This window comes from Streptomyces sp. NPDC047079 (assembly GCF_040643755.1).
Taxonomy (GTDB): domain Bacteria; phylum Actinomycetota; class Actinomycetes; order Streptomycetales; family Streptomycetaceae; genus Streptomyces.
On sequence record NZ_JBEYUZ010000004.1, the window covers coordinates 231,957 to 248,042 of the forward strand.

General features: G+C 68.8%; 11 protein-coding genes and 1 pseudogene. 7 read left to right on the plus strand and 5 right to left on the minus strand.

The window, feature by feature from the left end; translation table 11 throughout:
- Nucleotides 1–134 precede the first annotated feature (134 nt).
- Nucleotides 135–1,172, plus strand: a complete 1,038-nt coding sequence (gene hppD / locus ABZ823_RS08080) for a 4-hydroxyphenylpyruvate dioxygenase (protein ID WP_361655885.1) — start codon at nucleotides 135–137, stop codon at nucleotides 1,170–1,172.
- Here hppD and ABZ823_RS08085 read toward each other — a convergent pair.
- Complete coding sequence (locus tag ABZ823_RS08085; RefSeq protein WP_361655318.1) at nucleotides 1,169–1,432, minus strand: helix-turn-helix domain-containing protein; 264 nt, start codon at nucleotides 1,430–1,432, stop codon at nucleotides 1,169–1,171. The genes hppD and ABZ823_RS08085 overlap by 4 nt on opposite strands.
- Nucleotides 1,433–1,631: 199 nt before the next feature.
- Here ABZ823_RS08085 and ABZ823_RS08090 point away from each other — a divergent pair, with 199 nt between their 5' ends.
- The 4 genes from ABZ823_RS08090 to ABZ823_RS08105 all read left to right on the plus strand — a co-directional run bounded on the left by ABZ823_RS08090 (nucleotide 1,632) and on the right by ABZ823_RS08105 (nucleotide 9,396).
- Nucleotides 1,632–1,841 (plus strand): MbtH family protein, encoded by a 210-nt coding sequence (locus ABZ823_RS08090; RefSeq protein ID WP_361655321.1) that lies wholly within the window; start codon nucleotides 1,632–1,634, stop codon nucleotides 1,839–1,841.
- A gap of 65 nt (nucleotides 1,842–1,906) precedes the next feature.
- Nucleotides 1,907–6,859, plus strand: a complete 4,953-nt coding sequence (locus ABZ823_RS08095) for an amino acid adenylation domain-containing protein (RefSeq protein ID WP_361655324.1) — start codon at nucleotides 1,907–1,909, stop codon at nucleotides 6,857–6,859.
- A complete protein-coding gene (locus tag ABZ823_RS08100; protein ID WP_361655327.1) occupies nucleotides 6,856–7,878 on the plus strand; it encodes an LLM class flavin-dependent oxidoreductase in 1,023 nt (340 codons plus the stop codon). Before ABZ823_RS08095 ends, ABZ823_RS08100 begins: the two co-directional genes overlap by 4 nt.
- Before the next feature lie 84 nt (nucleotides 7,879–7,962).
- Entirely contained in the window at nucleotides 7,963–9,396 is a 1,434-nt protein-coding gene (locus ABZ823_RS08105) for a tryptophan 7-halogenase (protein ID WP_361655330.1), read from the plus strand.
- Between the two features lie 100 nt (nucleotides 9,397–9,496).
- On the opposite strand, the pseudogene ABZ823_RS08110 reads toward ABZ823_RS08105, so the two are convergent.
- The 3 genes and pseudogenes from ABZ823_RS08110 to ABZ823_RS08120 all read right to left on the minus strand — a co-directional run.
- Nucleotides 9,497–9,847: pseudogene (locus ABZ823_RS08110) on the minus strand (transposase); the annotation flags it as partial.
- Nucleotides 9,848–10,316: 469 nt separating this feature from the next.
- Nucleotides 10,317–11,537, minus strand: coding sequence for a cytochrome P450 (locus ABZ823_RS08115; protein ID WP_361655333.1), 1,221 nt, complete (start codon nucleotides 11,535–11,537; stop codon nucleotides 10,317–10,319).
- 161 nt (nucleotides 11,538–11,698) lie between these two features.
- Entirely contained in the window at nucleotides 11,699–13,303 is a 1,605-nt protein-coding gene (locus ABZ823_RS08120) for an NAD(P)/FAD-dependent oxidoreductase (protein ID WP_361655336.1), read from the minus strand.
- Nucleotides 13,304–13,532: 229 nt separating this feature from the next.
- On the opposite strand from ABZ823_RS08120, the gene ABZ823_RS08125 reads away from it, so the two are divergent.
- On the plus strand, nucleotides 13,533–14,546 hold the full coding sequence (locus ABZ823_RS08125; protein ID WP_361655339.1) for an alpha/beta fold hydrolase: 1,014 nt from the start codon (nucleotides 13,533–13,535) through the stop codon (nucleotides 14,544–14,546).
- 106 nt (nucleotides 14,547–14,652) lie between these two features.
- Here ABZ823_RS08125 and ABZ823_RS08130 read toward each other — a convergent pair whose 3' ends face one another.
- Nucleotides 14,653–15,312 carry a DUF899 domain-containing protein gene (locus ABZ823_RS08130; protein WP_361655342.1) on the minus strand — a complete coding sequence of 220 codons (660 nt, stop codon included), beginning with the start codon at nucleotides 15,310–15,312 and terminating at the stop codon, nucleotides 14,653–14,655.
- 188 nt (nucleotides 15,313–15,500) lie between these two features.
- Here ABZ823_RS08130 and ABZ823_RS08135 point away from each other — a divergent pair, with 188 nt between their 5' ends.
- Nucleotides 15,501–16,040 carry a phosphopantetheine-binding protein gene (locus tag ABZ823_RS08135; protein WP_361655345.1) on the plus strand — a complete coding sequence of 180 codons (540 nt, stop codon included), beginning with the start codon at nucleotides 15,501–15,503 and terminating at the stop codon, nucleotides 16,038–16,040.
- The last annotated feature ends 46 nt before the right edge of the window (nucleotides 16,041–16,086 follow it).

Sequence of the window (16,086 nt, forward strand, 5' to 3'; positions counted from 1 at the left end):
TATGACGCAGGCAACATGAGAGACGACAGCGCCGGTCCGGCACTGTGATTCTTGAAGTAGCTCGCTGGGGCGGGACGCCAGGTGTCAAATGTTCGCCGGTGGAGGTAGAGACCGTGAAGAACGCTCTTCAGCATATGGAGATCGACTATGTCGAGTTCTATGTGGAAGATATCGAACGAAGCCTCGCTTGGCTCGTTGAAGGTTACTGTTTCGCCGTGCGCGCGAAGTCGGCCCCGGCAGGCGGAGCGACGCGGTCGGTCAACGTCGGGCAAGGCGGCATCGATCTGCTGCTCACCGAGTCGAGCGAGGTCCATCCCGCTCGCGACTACACAGAGCGGCACGGGGACGGTGTCGGTGACATCGGCATCCGGGTGCCGGACGCCGCCGGGGCGTTCGCCGAGGCCGTGAGGCGCGGCGTGCGGCCGGTCACGGAGCCGGTCACCCAGGGAGCGGTGACCACCGCGACGGTGGCCGGCTTCGGCGACGTGACGCACACGTTCATCCAGCGACCAGACGGCTCGACAGTAGCCGACGTGCGCGGCCTCGTCGCGGTGCCGGGCCGCGGCTCCGTCCCAGGGAGCGGGCTGCTCAAGGTGGACCATTTCGCGGCCTGCGTCGAACCGGGCCGGCTCGACGAGACCGTCGAGTACTACCAGCGGACGCTTGATTTCGACCTCACCCTCACCGAGCGGATCGTCACCGGTGACCAGGGGATGATCATCAAGGTGGTCCAGAGCAAGTCGCGCGCTGTCACGTTCACTCTCATCGAGGCGGACACGCGTATGGCGATAGGCCAGATCGACAGGTTCCTCAAAGAACACGACGGTCCAGGCGTGCAGCACCTGGCCTTCAGCACCGCGGACATCCTCACCACCGTGCGGCGACTCGCCGATCGAGGCATCGAGCTGCTGACCACACCGGCTGCGTATTACTCCGCGCTCGCCGACCGGGTCCCGCAGCATCGGCATCCCGTCGATGAGCTGCGTGATCTGAACGTCCTGGTGGACGAGGACCACGACGGGCAGCTGTACCAGATCTTCGCCAAGTCCGTTCACCCGAGGAACACCATCTTCCTGGAGATCATCGAGCGGGTCGGTGCGACCTCGTTCGGCAGCTCGAACATCAGGCACCTTTACGACAGCGTCAAGGCGCAGCAAGAAGCGGATCACTAGTTCCACTCGTTGATCCAGCTGCGGATGTCGCGTTCCAGCTCGACGCCGCTGCGGTCACCGCACGGTGGCTTCCGGCCGAGGGTATGGGCGACCAGGGGCTCGACCTGCTCGTCCGTGACCTTCCGCGGGGCATCCGTCCGCGGCTTGTCCACCAGCCCGTCCAGCCGGTCGGCGACAAACCGCGCCCGCCACTTGCTCACCGTCTCCCGCGAGATACCCAGATCCTCCGCGACCTGCGCCTTCGGTCGGCCTCCGCACACGCCGGCACGACCCTCGACCGGTACACCAGCGCCTGGCTGGCGGTCCGCCTGCGCAACCGGCCCCCGTGCCCCCCGCGTTCACGATCGGACGACTCCAGCACCAGCGGCTTCGGACCAGGCATCACCCCGCCGTGCAACCGCCGGCCAACTTGCGACTCGGCACACCAGGAATCTGATAGTCAATGGGAATGAGGTTTCCGTGTCTAATCCATTTGAGGACCCTGACGCCCTGTACCTGGTCCTGGTGAATTCCGAAGGGCAGTACAGCCTGTGGCCCGCCGACATCGCCGTTCCGGCCGGCTGGGTCACGGCGCACGACATGGATTCCCGCTCGAATTGCCTCGAGTATGTCGAAGCGCGGTGGACTGACATGCGCCCCAACAGCCTTGTCCAAGCCGAACGGTCATGACTGAGATGGGCCTTCAGCCGGAGTGGGCTGTCTCGGGGTGGAACGCGACGGCGCGGGATGTGCCCGTGACGGTGTTGCCGGAGCTGTTCACGGCCCAAGTGGCGCGGACGCCGGACGCGGTGGCGTTGGTGTGCGCAGGTGTGTCCTGGACGTACGCGGAGTTGGACGCGCGATCGAGTCGGCAGGCGCGGTATCTGGTGGAGTCGGGTGCCGGACCGGAGCGGCTGGTGGCGGTGGTGCTGCCCCGGTCGTCGGAAATGGTGGCGGCGGTGTTGGCGGTGTCCAAGGCCGGCGCGGCGTATCTGCCGATCGATCCGGGCTATCCGGCGGACCGGATCGAGTTCATGCTCACCGACGCCGCGCCGGGCCTGCTGATCACTGACCGGGCCACCTCCGCGCGCCTGCCGGACGTGGCCGGCGTGACCGTGATCCATGTGGACGACCCGCAGGTGATCACGGCGGTGGCCGAACTGCCGGACAGCAGCGTCGGCGACGCGGACCGGCTGGCGCCGCTGCTGCCTGCGCACCCGGCCTATGTGATCTACACGTCGGGGTCCACGGGGCGCCCCAAGGGCGTGGTGGTCAGCCATCTGGGTCTGGCGAGTCTGTCCGCGTTCCTCATCGACACCTTCGGGATCGGGCCGGAATCGCGGGTCGGTCAGGTGGCCTCGCTGAGTTTCGACGCGGCCGTCATGGAGCTGGTCATGTCGCTGCCCGCCGGTGCGGCGCTGGTCCTGCCGGAACAGCGGCAACTGGCCGGGGAGGTGCTGGCCGACGCGCTGCGCGGGCTGCGGGCCACCCATGCCCTGGTCGGGCCGGCTTCCCTGTCCGGAGCGACTCCGGAGCAGCTGTCAGGGTTGGAATGCCTGGTGGTCGGCGGTGAGGCCTGCCCGGGCGAGGTCGCCGCCGAGTGGTCGGCGGACCGGCGGATGTTCAACGCGTATGGCCCGACCGAGGCGACGGTGTGCACGACGGTGAGTGGGCCGCTGTCGGGAGGGGATGCGCCGCCGATCGGGAAGCCGATCTGGAATGCGCGGTCGTACGTGCTGGATGCTCGACTGGAACCGGTGCCGCCCGGGGTGGCGGGGGAGCTTTATCTGGCCGGGCCGTGCCTGGCTCGGGGATACCTGAACCAGCCCGGGCTGACCGCGCAGCGGTTCGTGGCGTGTCCGTTCGGGTCCGGAGAGCGGATGTACCGGACCGGCGACCTGGTGTCCTGGCGGGAAGACGGCGAGCTGGAGTATCTGGGCCGGGTCGACGAGCAGGTTCAGGTCCACGGGTTTCGGATCGAGCCGGGCGAGATCGAGGCGGTGCTGGCCGCGCAGCCCGGGGTGGCCCGGGCCGTGGTGGTGGCCCGCGAGGACCGGCCGGGGGACCGGCGGCTGGTGGGCTATGTCGTGCCCGCGGCGGGGAGCCAGGTGGACGCGGTCGCTATACGGGCCGCCGCGGCCCAGGTGCTGCCCGTCCACATGGTGCCTGTCGCGGTGGTGGTCCTGGACGCGCTGCCGCTGTCGGCGAACGGAAAGCTGGATCGAAAAGCCCTGCCCGCGCCTGTCTTCGCCGGCGGGGCCGGCCGGGAGCCGTCCACCCCTGCCGAAGGGATCCTGTGCGAGCTGTTCGCCGAGGTCCTCGGGGTGGAGCGGGTGGGGGTCGAGGACAGCTTCTTCGATCTGGGAGGACACTCGCTGCTGGTGGCCCGGCTGATCAGCCGGGTGCGGTCGGTGCTCGGCGTGGAGCTGGAGATCCGGACGGTGTTCGACCACCCGACGGTCGAGTCGCTGGCGCGGTCGCTGGACGAGACCGGGGAAGCGTGGCCGGCGCTGGTGCGGGCGGACCGGCCGGAGCGCTTGCCGTTGTCGTTCTCGCAGCAGCGGCTGTGGTTCCTGGCGCAGTCGGAGGGGCCGAGCGCGACCTACAACGTGCCGGTCGCGTGGCGGCTGCGGGGGCAGGTGGACGCGGAAGCGCTGACCGCGGCGTTACGCGACGTGGTCGGGCGGCACGAGGTGCTGAGGACGACGTTCCCGGTGGTGGACGGGCAGCCGTACCAGCGCGTGACCGCGGCCGCGTCGGCGGTGCCCGAGGTCACGGTGGTGCAGGCCGGAGAGTCCGAACTGGCCGTGCTGACCGACCAGGCGGCCCGGTATGCGTTCGACCTGGCTGCCGAGCTGCCGGTGCGGGCGTGGCTGTTCATGCTGGGTCCTGACGAGTGCGTGTTGGTGCTGCTGATGCACCACATCGCCAGCGACGGCTGGTCGCTCAGCGTCCTGCTGCGGGACCTGGGGGAGGCGTACCAGGCACGGTTGGCGGGCCACGCGCCGCAGTGGCCGGAGCTCCCGGTGCAGTATGCGGATTACACGCTGTGGCAACGCCAACTGCTCGGCGGGGACCAAGAGCGTGACAGCGTACTGGCTCGGCAGGTGGCCTACTGGCAGTCGGCACTGGCTGACCTGCCCGAGCACCTGGAGCTTCCGTTCGACCGGCCCCGCCCGGCGCACCCCTCCTATCGGGGTGCGCACATCACGATGGATCTGGACGCGGAGCTGCACCTCGCGCTGGTGGAACTGGCGCGGGCCCATCAGGTGACGTTGTTCATGGTGCTCCAGGCCGGGCTGGCGGTTCTGCTGTCCCGGTCCGGGGCGGGCACCGACATCCCGATCGGTGTTCCGGTGGCCGGCCGCGGTGGTGACGAGAGGCTGTACCAGCTGGTCGGATTCTTCGTCAACACGTTGGTGCTGCGAACGGACCTGTCCGGCGACCCGAGTTTCACGGAGCTGCTCGGCCGGGTCCGCGACCGGGACCTAGCGGCCTACGCGCACCAGGATGTCCCGTTCGAACGGCTGGTGGAAGTGCTGAACCCGATTCGTTCGAGCGCTCACCACCCGCTGTTCCAGGTGATGCTGGCCTCGGACGACGACACCGCCAGGCAGTGGGAGGTCCCTGGTCTGCAGGCACAGGACGTGCCGCTGGACGCGGGCTCAGCCAAGTTCGACCTGTCGCTGACGTTCCGGTCGCGGCACCGGCCGGACGGCACCCCGGACGGGATCAGCGGCGTGCTGGAGTACGCGGCGGACCTGTTCGACGTGGGCACGGTGCGAGCGCTGGCCGGACGGTTGGTGCGGCTGCTGGGCCAGGTCGCGGCCGACCCGGTGCTGCGGGTCAGCGGCGTGCGACTGCTGACGGCGGCTGAGCGCGAGTTGGTTGTCTCGGGGTGGAACGCGACGGCGCGGGATGTGCCCGTGACGGTGTTGCCGGAGCTTTTCACGGCGCAAGTGGCGCGGACGCCGGACGCGGTGGCGTTGGTGTGCGCAGGTGTGTCGTGGACGTACGCGGAGTTGGACGCGTGGTCGAGTCGGCTGGCGCGGTATCTGGTGGGATTGGGCGCCGGGCCGGAGCGCGTGGTGGCGGTGGCGTTGCCGCGATCACTGGAACTGGTGGCGGCGGTGCTGGCGGTGTCCAAGACCGGCGCGGCGTATCTGCCGATCGACCCGGGCTATCCGGCGGACCGGATCGAGTTCATGCTCACCGACGCCGCACCGGTCGCGGTGGTCACGAGCCGGCAGGCCGGCGGGCGCCTGGTCACCCAGAGCCCACTGGTCGTCCTGGACGCCCCCGAGGTCGCCGCGGCGGTGGCGGGGCAGCCCGGCGGCGTTGTCACCGATCAAGACCGGCCGGCCCCGCTGCTGCCCGCACATCCGGCCTACGTGATCTACACGTCGGGGTCCACCGGGCGTCCCAAGGGCGTGGTGGTGAGCCATCTGGGTCTGGCGAACCTGTCCGCGTTCATGATCAGCACTCTGGGGACCACCCCGGACTCACGGGTGGCCCAGCTCCTTTCGCTGAGCTTTGACATGTCACTGCTGGAGCTGCTCTCGTCGCTGCCCGCCGGTGCGGCGCTGGTCCTTCCCGAGCCGGGGCCGCTGGCCGGGGAAGAGCTGGCCGAGACGTTGCGCGAGCTGCGAGCCACCCACGCGGTGGTGGCACCGGCTGCTCTGGCCGGGGCGGTACCCGAAAGCCTGCACGAGTTGGAGTGTCTGGTCGTCGGCGGTGAGGCCCTCCCCAGCGAGTTGGCCGTCGAGTGGTCGGCGGGCCGGCGGATGTTCAACGCCTACGGCCCGACCGAGACGACGGTGTGCACGACGATCAGCGCGCCGCTGTCGGGAGGGGACGCGCCGATCGGCGGGCCGATCTGGAACGTGCGAGCGTATGTGCTGGACGCGCGGCTGGAAGCGGTGCCGCCCGGCGTGGCTGGGGAGCTTTACCTGGCCGGACCATGCCTGGCCCGGGGATACCTGAATCAGCCCGGGCTGACCGCGCAGCGGTTCGTGGCCTGCCCGTTCGGGTCGGGGGAGCGGATGTACCGCACCGGCGACCTGGTGCGCTGGCAGGAAGACGGCGAGCTGGAGTATCTGGGCCGGGTCGACGAGCAGGTCAAGGTCCGCGGGTTCCGGGTCGAGCCGGGCGAGGTCGAGGCGGTGCTCGCCAGGCAGCCCGGAGTGGACCAAGCCGTCGTCGTGGTCCGGGAGGACCGGCCGGGGGACCGGCGGCTGGTGGGCTATGTGCAGCCGGCGGCCGGGTACGTGCTGGATCCCGCGGGGTTGCGGGCCGCGGCGGGACAGGTCCTGCCCAGCCACATGGTGCCCTCCGCGGTGGTGGTCCTGGACGCGCTGCCGTTGACGGCGAACGGGAAGCTGGATCGAAAGGCCCTGCCCGCACCCGTTTTCACCGCCGGGGCCGGCCGGGAGCCGTCACCCGTCGAGAAGCTGCTGTGCGAGCTGTTCGCCGAGGTCCTGGGGGTGGAGCGGGTCGGGGTCGATGACAGCTTCTTCGAGCTGGGCGGGCACTCGCTGCTCTCCGCCGTGCTCGTCGCCCGGCTTGAAGAGCAGTTCGGGATCACGATCAGCCTGCGGGACTTCCTCGCCGACCCGTCCGTCAGCGGCGTCGCCGGCCGGGTCCCGGTGTCCGCGACCGAACAGCCTGATTCGCGAAACCACGGCCGCAAGGCGGGAGGGACGACATGATCGATCTGGCCGCCGGCGGTGTCACCCTCTATTCGACAGTCCGGTCCAGTATCGGACACGGCCAGAATTCCCACCTGCGCACGCTGCTGGAGCTGGCCGGGTGGGTGGATGACGCGGGCTACCGCGGCGCCCTCGTGTACAGCGACAACACCTCGATGGACGTATGGCTGGCGGCCCAGGCGGCCATCGCGAACACCGCCTCCTTCGTACCGCTCGTCGCGGTACAGCCGCTGGACAAGACCCCGTTCGCGGTGGCCAGGGCGGTGTCGTCGCTTGCACACCTGTACGGCAGGCGAGTCGACATCAACTACGTCAGCGGCGGATTCATCCGCGATCTCGCCGTCCAGGGGGACACCCTGTCGCACGACGCCCGCTACGACCGGCTCACCGAGTACGTGACGATCGTCAACATGCTGCTCGGTGGCGGCATGGCCAATTTCGCGGGCGAGTACTACACGGTCCGGCGGGCCCGGCTCACCACGGCGGTGCCCGACGACCTGCTGCCGACGGCGTACGTGTCCGGCTCCTCGGCGGCCAGCCTGCAGGCCGGCGAGACGCTGGGCCTCGGCCAACTCTCGTTCCCGGTGCTGCCCGAGGATTTCGCGAGCCCCGACGTGCGCAAGAACAAGTTCGGCTCAGGCATCAGCATCGGCATCATCGCACGGGACGACTCGGCCGAGGCGTGGCGGATCGCCCACAAGCGGTTTCCGGCCGACCCGGAGGGAGCCGAGCGAATGAAGCTGCTCCTGTCCGCCGGTGGCTCGTCCTGGCAGCCGCGACTGGCTTCCGTGCCCATCCCCGACGAGGCGGAGGGGCAGCCCTACTGGCTGGTTCCCTTCCGGTATCACCACACTTTCTGCCCCTACCTGGTGGGGAACCACGACGAGGTGGCACAGGCGGTGACCACGTACCTGAACGGAGGCATCCGCACCTTCGTGCTCGACATCCCCCGGGAGCCCGACGACTTGTGGCACGCGCGGGTCGCGATCGAGCGAGCTGTCGCGGCCATGGACAGGTAGCAACAGCCATCAGCCGTCTCGCGCCGAGTCCGTCGGCGCGGTCGAAGGCCGCAGGCGTCCGCCTGCACTTAGCGAAGGAAAGCGATGACAGACATTACTGAGACTGACGTCGTGGTCGTCGGCGGCGGCCCGGGCGGTTCGACGGTGGCGACGTTGGTGGCCCGGCAAGGGCACCGGGTCGTACTCCTGGAGAAGGAGCGGTTCCCTCGCTACCAGATCGGCGAGTCGCTGCTGCCGTCCACCGTGCAGGGCGTCTGCCGGCTGCTCGGGGTGTCCGAGGAACTCGAGGAGGCGGGGTTCCCGGTCAAGCGGGGCGGCACTTTCCGCTGGGGCTCCAACCCCGAGCCGTGGACGTTCGACTTCGGCATCTCGCCCCAATTCGCCGGCACGGCGGCACCCGCCTACCAGGTGGAGCGGATGAAGTTCGACCAGATCCTGCTCGACAACGCCAGAAGGAACGGCGTCGACGTGCACGAGGAGCACACCGTCACCGACGTCATCGAGGAGAACGGCCGGGTCTGTGGGGTCAGCTGCACCGACGCCGCGGGCGTGCGGCGCGAGTTCCGCGGCCGGTACGTGGTGGACGCCTCGGGGAACCTGAGCCGCATCCACTCCCGCGTGGGCGGCAAGCGGCAGTACTCGGAGTTCTTCCGTAACCTCGCGCTGTTCGGCTACTTCACCGGCGGCAAGCGGATGCCCGCCCCGACCAGCGGCAACATCCTGGCCGTCGCCTTCAGCGCCGGCTGGTTCTGGTACATCCCGCTGTCTGACGAGCTCACCAGCGTGGGCGCGGTGGTGCACCGCGAAGCGCTGGACCGCGTCCGGGGAGACCGCGAGCAGGCACTGGACGAGCTGATCGCGGAGTGCCCCATGATCGCCGACTTCCTGTCCGACGCCCAGCGGGTCACCAGCGGCCCGTACGGCGAGATCCGGGTGCGCAAGGACTACTCCTACATCCAGGAGAAGTTCTCGCGGCCGGGACTGGTGCTCGTGGGCGACGCGGCGGGCTTCATCGACCCGGTGTTCTCCTCCGGCGTGCACCTGGCCACCTACGGCGGACTGCTCACCGCGCGCTCGCTCAACACCGCCCTGCGCCCGACGACCGAGTCAGGGATGGACGAGAAGACGCTGTTCGAGGAGTACGAAGCCCGGTACCGGCAGGAGTACATGCGCTTCCACGACTTCCTCGTCTCCTTCTACGACATGCACTCCGACGAGGAGTCCTACTTCTGGAAGGCCAAGAGGGTCACCGGCAACACGGCCTCGGAACTGCAGTCCTTCGTGTCCCTCGTCGGCGGTGGCTCCTCGGACGAGCGCGCCCTGGTCAACGCCGGCTCCTACGGCAACCGGCAGGACGTCGAGGAGGCGATCTGGTCGGTCGCGCAGGCTGGAGCCAACATCCAGGTGCAGGCCGCCACCGGAGGCACCATCGACGAGCAGGTACCGGTCCGCGATGGAGGGCTGGTGCCGTCGGCCGACGGGATGCACTGGGCTCTGCCGGCAACCGCGGCAGCGTGAGGCGGGGCCGGCGACACCCTTGCGGTGGCGCCGGCCCTTATCGCAGCGCGACAGTGCGCTGTCGGTCAGGTGCTCAGAAACCGCTCCTGCCTTGCCCATCGGGCTTCCCCGAGGGGCGGCGGAGATCAGCGGCGCGTTGCCGGGCGAGGTGCAACTGAGTGCGGGCGGCCGTCACGAGCCAGGTCCAGCGGTCGGCGGCTTCGGCGGTAAGGAGTTCGGGGCGGGTCCGGCCCAGGGTCTGCTTCGCCAAGCGGAAGGTCTGCTGAAGATCGAGTCCGCACGGGGACGCCTGCCGGCGCAGACCGACATCGTCGCTGGTCATGCCGCTGGCCGAGGACCACGGCCAGACCGGCAGGGGTTCACCGTCAAGGTCGGTCAACGCCGAGCGGGTGGTCAGCCTCGGATGGGTGCGGTCCCAGGCCGTCGCGGGTGTAGTGCCGTAGCGGCCGGTGTCCGTGTACTCGTTGATATGGCCCTGGCAAGACTTCCCATGTCTTCGCGCTGTACACGGACGTCTACGGCACGCTGCTGGTCGATGCCGGCACCCGGCTGCCCGATCGACTTGCGGGCCGGGCGCGATGCCGGGCAGCCGGCTGCGCATACATCCCGGCGTTGAGGTGGTCCGCAGGGTTGGCTCGCTGGGCCACCGCCAGGGCATCACCGACGGCGCCCCGGACGCGGTGCAGGTCGGTGACCGCTTCCACCTGTGGCAGGGCCTGTCGAAGCGAGTCGGGGACATCACCTTCACCCACTGCGGGCGCCAGTTCGCCGCAGTGCGCGATCGAAGGTCCGATGAAGGTGGCTCGGAAGAGTTCGAGGAGTCCTTGCCCAACCGCTGTCCAGCTCAGCCACCCGCGCGGCCGACTGACCGACCAGCTCCGTCAAGCCCGACGAACCGTCATCTCACCTGAACGGTACGATCAGGCGACCGTGCTGCTCGCCATCGCATGCAGCCGGACGGGCAGGGAGCGGTGGCCGTTCATGATGAACGTCGGCATCGGCACCAGCTCGTCGCGCGCCACGGCCAGGGACAGGTCCGGGAAGCGCTCGAACAGGGCCGACAGGCCGATCGTGGCGGCCAGGCGGGCTATGCCGGCACCCAGGCAGTAGTGCGGGCCGTGGCCGAAGGACAGGTGGTCCTTGCTGCCGCGGGCGACGTCGAAGCACGCCGGGTTGTCCGGGTGCAGGTCGGGGTCGCGGCCCACCGCCGCGTAGTTGATCAGGATCGGGTCGCCCTTGGGGATGGTCACGCCGTCCAGCTCGATGTCCTCGGCCGCGTAGCGCAGCGGCAGGCTCGCCAGCGGGGACTGCATGCGCAGAATCTCGTCGATGACGTCGTCCCAGCTGTGCTCGCCCGACAGGACCTTCGCGAGCTGCTCGGGGTGGGTCAGCAGCTCGGTGATGGCGTTGTCGAAGAAGTTGATCGTGGTCTCCGAGCCGGCGCCCAGGATGGCGAAGATGGTGTCGGCCAGCTCCTGCTCGGTCAGCCGTGAGCCGTCCTCGTCGCGGGCGGCGATGAGGTCGCTGGTGATGTCCTCGCCCGGGTTGGCGCGCTTCTCGGCGATCAGGTCCGCCATCGCGCCGCGCCAGCCCTGCAGGATGCCCTGCGCGACCTCCGGGGTCACCGTGGTGTCGATCATCATGTCGATGACCTTCGCGGTGGCGGCGCGCTGCTCCTCGCCCATGCCGATCAGCTCGGCGACCAGCATGCCCGGCAGCGGGTAGCAGAACCGCTCCTTGAGGTCGACGACCTCGCCGGCGGGCACCGCCTCGAGCGAGTCGAGCAGCATCGTGGTCAGGCCGACGACCAGCGGGCGGATGGCCTCGGTGCGGCGCGGGGTGAACGCCTTGCCGATGAGCTTGCGCAGTCGCACGTGGTCCTTGCCGTAGGAGGTGGACACGTTGTCCATGGCCACCCAGCTGATCATCTCCCAGTCCGGCGCCAGCTCGCCGTTGTAGAACGCCGGCCAGTGGTTGCGTGCGCTCTTGGTGACCTTCGGGTTGGACAGCATCTCCTTGATGACGCTGTGGGAGGTCACCGACCAGACCACGACGCCGCCGGGCAGTTCGACCTGGGTCGCCGGTCCGAGCGCCCGCAGCGTGGCTGCTTCGGCGTGGATATCCCGACCCGTCGTATCCAATACGGGACAACGCTTCTCCATCAGGATCCGCTCCCTCGTAGCCGTTTCCGCAAAGTGGATGCGACCAGGCTATGGTTCGATCAGACCGGTCGTATTCTTCCTGCTTGCCAGGATGGTGCCCCGCGCCGCCGATCCGACTGGTCGGCGGCGCGGGGCCCACCTCACCGCAGCGCGAACCCGGCGTAATCGGCGCTCGCCACCTCGTCGCACTTCTGCCGGTAGCCCCCGACGCCGCCGACGTACGGCATGAGGACGCGGGCCTTGCCGGGGACGTTGGCACCGACGTAGTACGAATCCGCCTTGGGGAACAGCGTCATGTCGCCGACCGCGCGGACGTGGTCGGTCCACTCCTTCTCCGCGGTGGCTTCCGCCTCGACCACGGAGTGGCCGTTGGCGGTCATGTGGTCGATCAGGTCACTGATCCACTCGACGTGCTGCTCGATCGAGACGACCATGTTGCTGAGCACGGACGGGCTGCCGGGACCGGTGATCGTGAACAGGTTCGGGAAACCCGAGAGCGCCAGACCGAGGTAGGTGTCCGGGCCGTCCTGCCACTTCTTGCTCAGCGACACACCGCCCTTGCCGGTGATGTCGATGCCCAGGAGCGCGCCCGTCATGGCGTCGAAGCCCGTGGCGATCACCAGGGTGTCGAACGCGTACTCGCCCGCGGTGGTCCGGACGCCCGTCTCCGTGATCTCGACGAGCGCTTCCTCCCGCAGATCGACGAGGTGGACGTTCTCGCGGTTGAACGTCTCGTAGTACCTGGTGTCGAGGCAGGGCCGCTTCGTGCCGTACGGGTAGCCGCGCGGCTCGAGCTTCGCCGCCGTCGCCGGGTCGGAGACCTTGGCGCGGACCTGCTCCCGGATGAACTCCGCGGCGGTCTCGTTGGACTCCTCGTTGAAGATCAGGTCGGTGTAGGCCTGGATGATCGCGTTCAGGTGTCCGCGCTCCCAGCCCTTCTGGTAGGCCTCCCGGCGCTCCTCGTCGCTCACCTCGAGCGCCGACTTCGTCGGCATGTCCACCGCGATGCCGAAGATGGACTGCCGCGCCGCCTCGCGGGCCTGCCGGTAGTTCGCCTTGATGGCGGCGACCCGGTCCTGGTCGATGGGCCCGTTGAACGACGACAGGACGTAGTTCGGCGTGCGCTGGAACACCGTCAGATCGGCGGCCTGGTCGGCGACGAACGGGATGACCTGGATGCCCGACGAGCCGGTGCCGATCACGCCGACGCGCTGCCCGCTGAAGTCGACGGCGCTGTCCGGCCACAGGCCGGTGTGGTACCAGGGGCCCGAGAACCTGTCCAGGCCGGGCACCTCGGGGAACTTGGGCTTCGACAGGCAGCCGGTCGCCATGATGCAGTACCGCGCGGACACCTCGTGGCCCTGATCGGTCCGGACGGTCCACCGGGACGTGCTCTCGTCGAAGCTCGCCTGCGTCACCCGGGTCCGCAGGACCACGTCTTTCCGCAGGCCGTACCGGTCGGCGACGTGCTGGAGGTAGGACAGGATCTCGGGCTGGCTCGGGTACTTCTCCGTCCACTCCCATTCCTGCTCCAGCTCGGGATCGAACGAGTACGAATAGTCCATGCTCTCCACGTCGCACCGGGCGCCGGGGTACTTGTTCCAGTACCACGTGCCGCCGATCTCGGCGCCGGCTTCGAAAACCTTGACCGACAGCCCCTTTTCCCGAAGCTTGTGAAGCATGTAGAGACCGGAGAAGCCGGCTCCGACCACAACCGCATCGAGTTCCTCTGCCGCGCTGGCCATGTGTATCAATCCTCCGCAACCGTGGATGGTGGCACCCAATACGCCTTGACCGCTGACGACAACGGTGTTCCCGATTATTGGCGAGGGCGGACGGTTCGGATTCTCTTCGATTGCGGTGCCCGGGAGGCGCGCACGGGTGGAGAAGACGGTCACCGCCGGCGGCGGGACAGTCGTGTCTGGAGCCATTCCCTGGGAGGTCACAATGGGCGCCGAATACTATTCTGCCGCGGTGCAGGGTCCGCATGAGTACTTCGAACTCGGTCCGTACACGCTGGACAGCGGGGACACGCTGCCCGCCGCGCGGTTGGCGTACCGGACGCTCGGCCGCCTGAACACGGCCAAGGACAACGCCGTGCTCGTGCCGCACATGTACTCGGGCACGTCCGCCTCGATGCAGATGCTCATCGGTGAGGGCCGCGCGCTCGACCCTTCCCGGTACTTCCTCATCCTGCCCGACCAGTTCGGCAGTGGCTTGTCGTCGTCGCCGAGCAACACGCCGGCGCCGTTCGACCGCGGCCACTTCCCCGCGGTGACCATCGCCGACGACGTACGGGCCCAGCACCGGCTGGTGACCGAGCAGTTCGGCATCACGGCCCTGCACACGGTGCTCGGCTGGTCGATGGGCGGTCAACAGACCTACGAATGGGCGGTGCGCCACCCCGAGATGGTGCTGCGGGCGGCCGTGTTCGCGGCCACCGCGAAGACCCCGGTCCAGAACCAGCTGCAGCTCGACGTGCAGTGTGAACTCCTGCGCTCGGATCCCGCGTTCGCGGACGGCTTCTACACCGACTCCGACGACGTGCGTCTCGGCCTGAGCAGGCATGCGATGGCCTGGGCCGCGACCAGCACCAGCTACCGGTTCTTCCGCGACGAGGTGTGGCGCCGGATCGGATTCGCCGCCGCGGAGGAGTTCACCCTGGGATTCACCCGCGGCCACTTCCAGCCGATGGACCCGAACAACCTGCTCCGCCAGGCGGCGAAGTGGCGCGCCGCGGACGTCAGCCTGTGCACCGGCGGAGACATGAAGGCGGCACTCGGCCGGATCACCGCCGAGTTCTTTGCCTTCGCGTTCGGCGACGACCTCCTGTTCCCGGTCGAGGATCACGAGCGCGACGCGGCCATGATCCGCAATGCCCGGCTGCGGGTGATCGAAGGTCCGCTGGGGCACTTCACCATGTTCGGCATGATCCCCGAGGACGCGGCCGCCATCGACGACGCACTGGCCGAGGTGCTGAAGTCCTGACCGGCGCCGACGTCCGGATATGACATGTGGCCGGTACCCCCGCGGGGGTACCGGCCATATTGAGCGTCCTGTGCCAGGCGAACGGCCGGCCCCCCGGGGGACCGGCTCAGTTCTCGTACTGGTCGTGATACCGCAACCAGGCCCACTTGAAGGGCAGATCGGCTTCCTGCCGCCCGAGGAAGGTCAGGTCGAGGTAGTTGTAGGTGTTGTTGACCAGATCGGTGCCGCGGAAGGCAGTCGAATAGGTGCAGTAGACCTCGTCGTCGTCGCCGCGCAGGAAGACGCTGATTCCGGGTATCTTCGTCGCTCCCGGGACGAGCTCGAAGTTGAAGTCGTCGTAGAAGCTGCTGCCGAGTGAGGAGACCACGGGGACCGTCCAGCCCATCCGCTCCTTGTGCGCGACGAAGTCGGCCAGGGGCACCGGGCAGTCCACCGCCAGCGAGGTGTCGCGGGCGTGCAGGTGCTCGAGGTGGTGGGGCATGTTGTCGACCCAGAACGAGCAGCCGACGCAGAAGCTGCCGCCGGTGTCGGACGGCAGCATGAAGTGGTAGATGATCAGCTGTCGCCGGCCGTCGAACAGCTCGAGCAGGCTCCGCTTGCCGTCGGGTGTGTCGAAGCCGTAATCCTTGTCGACACGGAACATCGGCAGGCTCTGCCGTTCGGCATGCAGCGCGTCCCGTGCGCGGCTGTGCTCCTTCTCCTTTGCGAGGAGGGGCAGACGCGCCGCGAACCATTCATCTCGTGACACAACTTTGGGCAGAGCCATCGCGACATCTCCTGATTCCCGGACTCGTCCATTGGCTTGGTCACCACTGTTCCGGCGGGTCGGTTGAGGCGCATCTCTTCAATTGCCTCAGCCAGGCTCGATCTGAGCAATGGAGAAGATTGCCGCCGAGTCCGGGGCTGCGAAGGTTGTGGGGAACGCTGGGAGCCTGCATGGAAGGTGAGCGACTGATGGCTGTTGCTGCGATCCAGGACGTGCGAGACGTGCTGGCCGCTTACCCCGAACTCGCGGACGTCGCCGTCCTGACACATGCTCAGGATCCTGCCGGCCAGGTCCATGTGGCCTATGTCGTGCCCGGCAGCCCCGGCTTCGACATGGCCGCGCTGCACAAGTACCTCAGGGGGGCGCTGCCCGGCGCGGCGGTGCCGGCGGCGATCGTGGTCGTCGACGCCATGCCGGTGGCCTCCGACGGGACGCCGGAGCCGCGGGCGCTGCCGGCGCCTGATCTGCGGGGCCTGATGCCCTACCGGTCGCCGGAATCGGCTCGCCAGGAAGTGCTGTGCACGATCTTCGCCGAGGTGCTCGCCAGGCCCCGGTGCGGCCTGGACGACGACTTCTTCACCATGGGCGGCGAGTCCATCGACGCCATGCTGATCGCCAGCCGCGTCGGCCAGGCGGTCGGCCTGGAGATATCGATGAACGAAGTCTTCGACGCGCCCACCGCGGCGGAGCTCGACCGGCTCCTGGACACGCTGAGCACCGAGGTCTGACGACGGGCCGGTGCCGGGTACGACCTGACGGCCGGCGGTCCCCCGA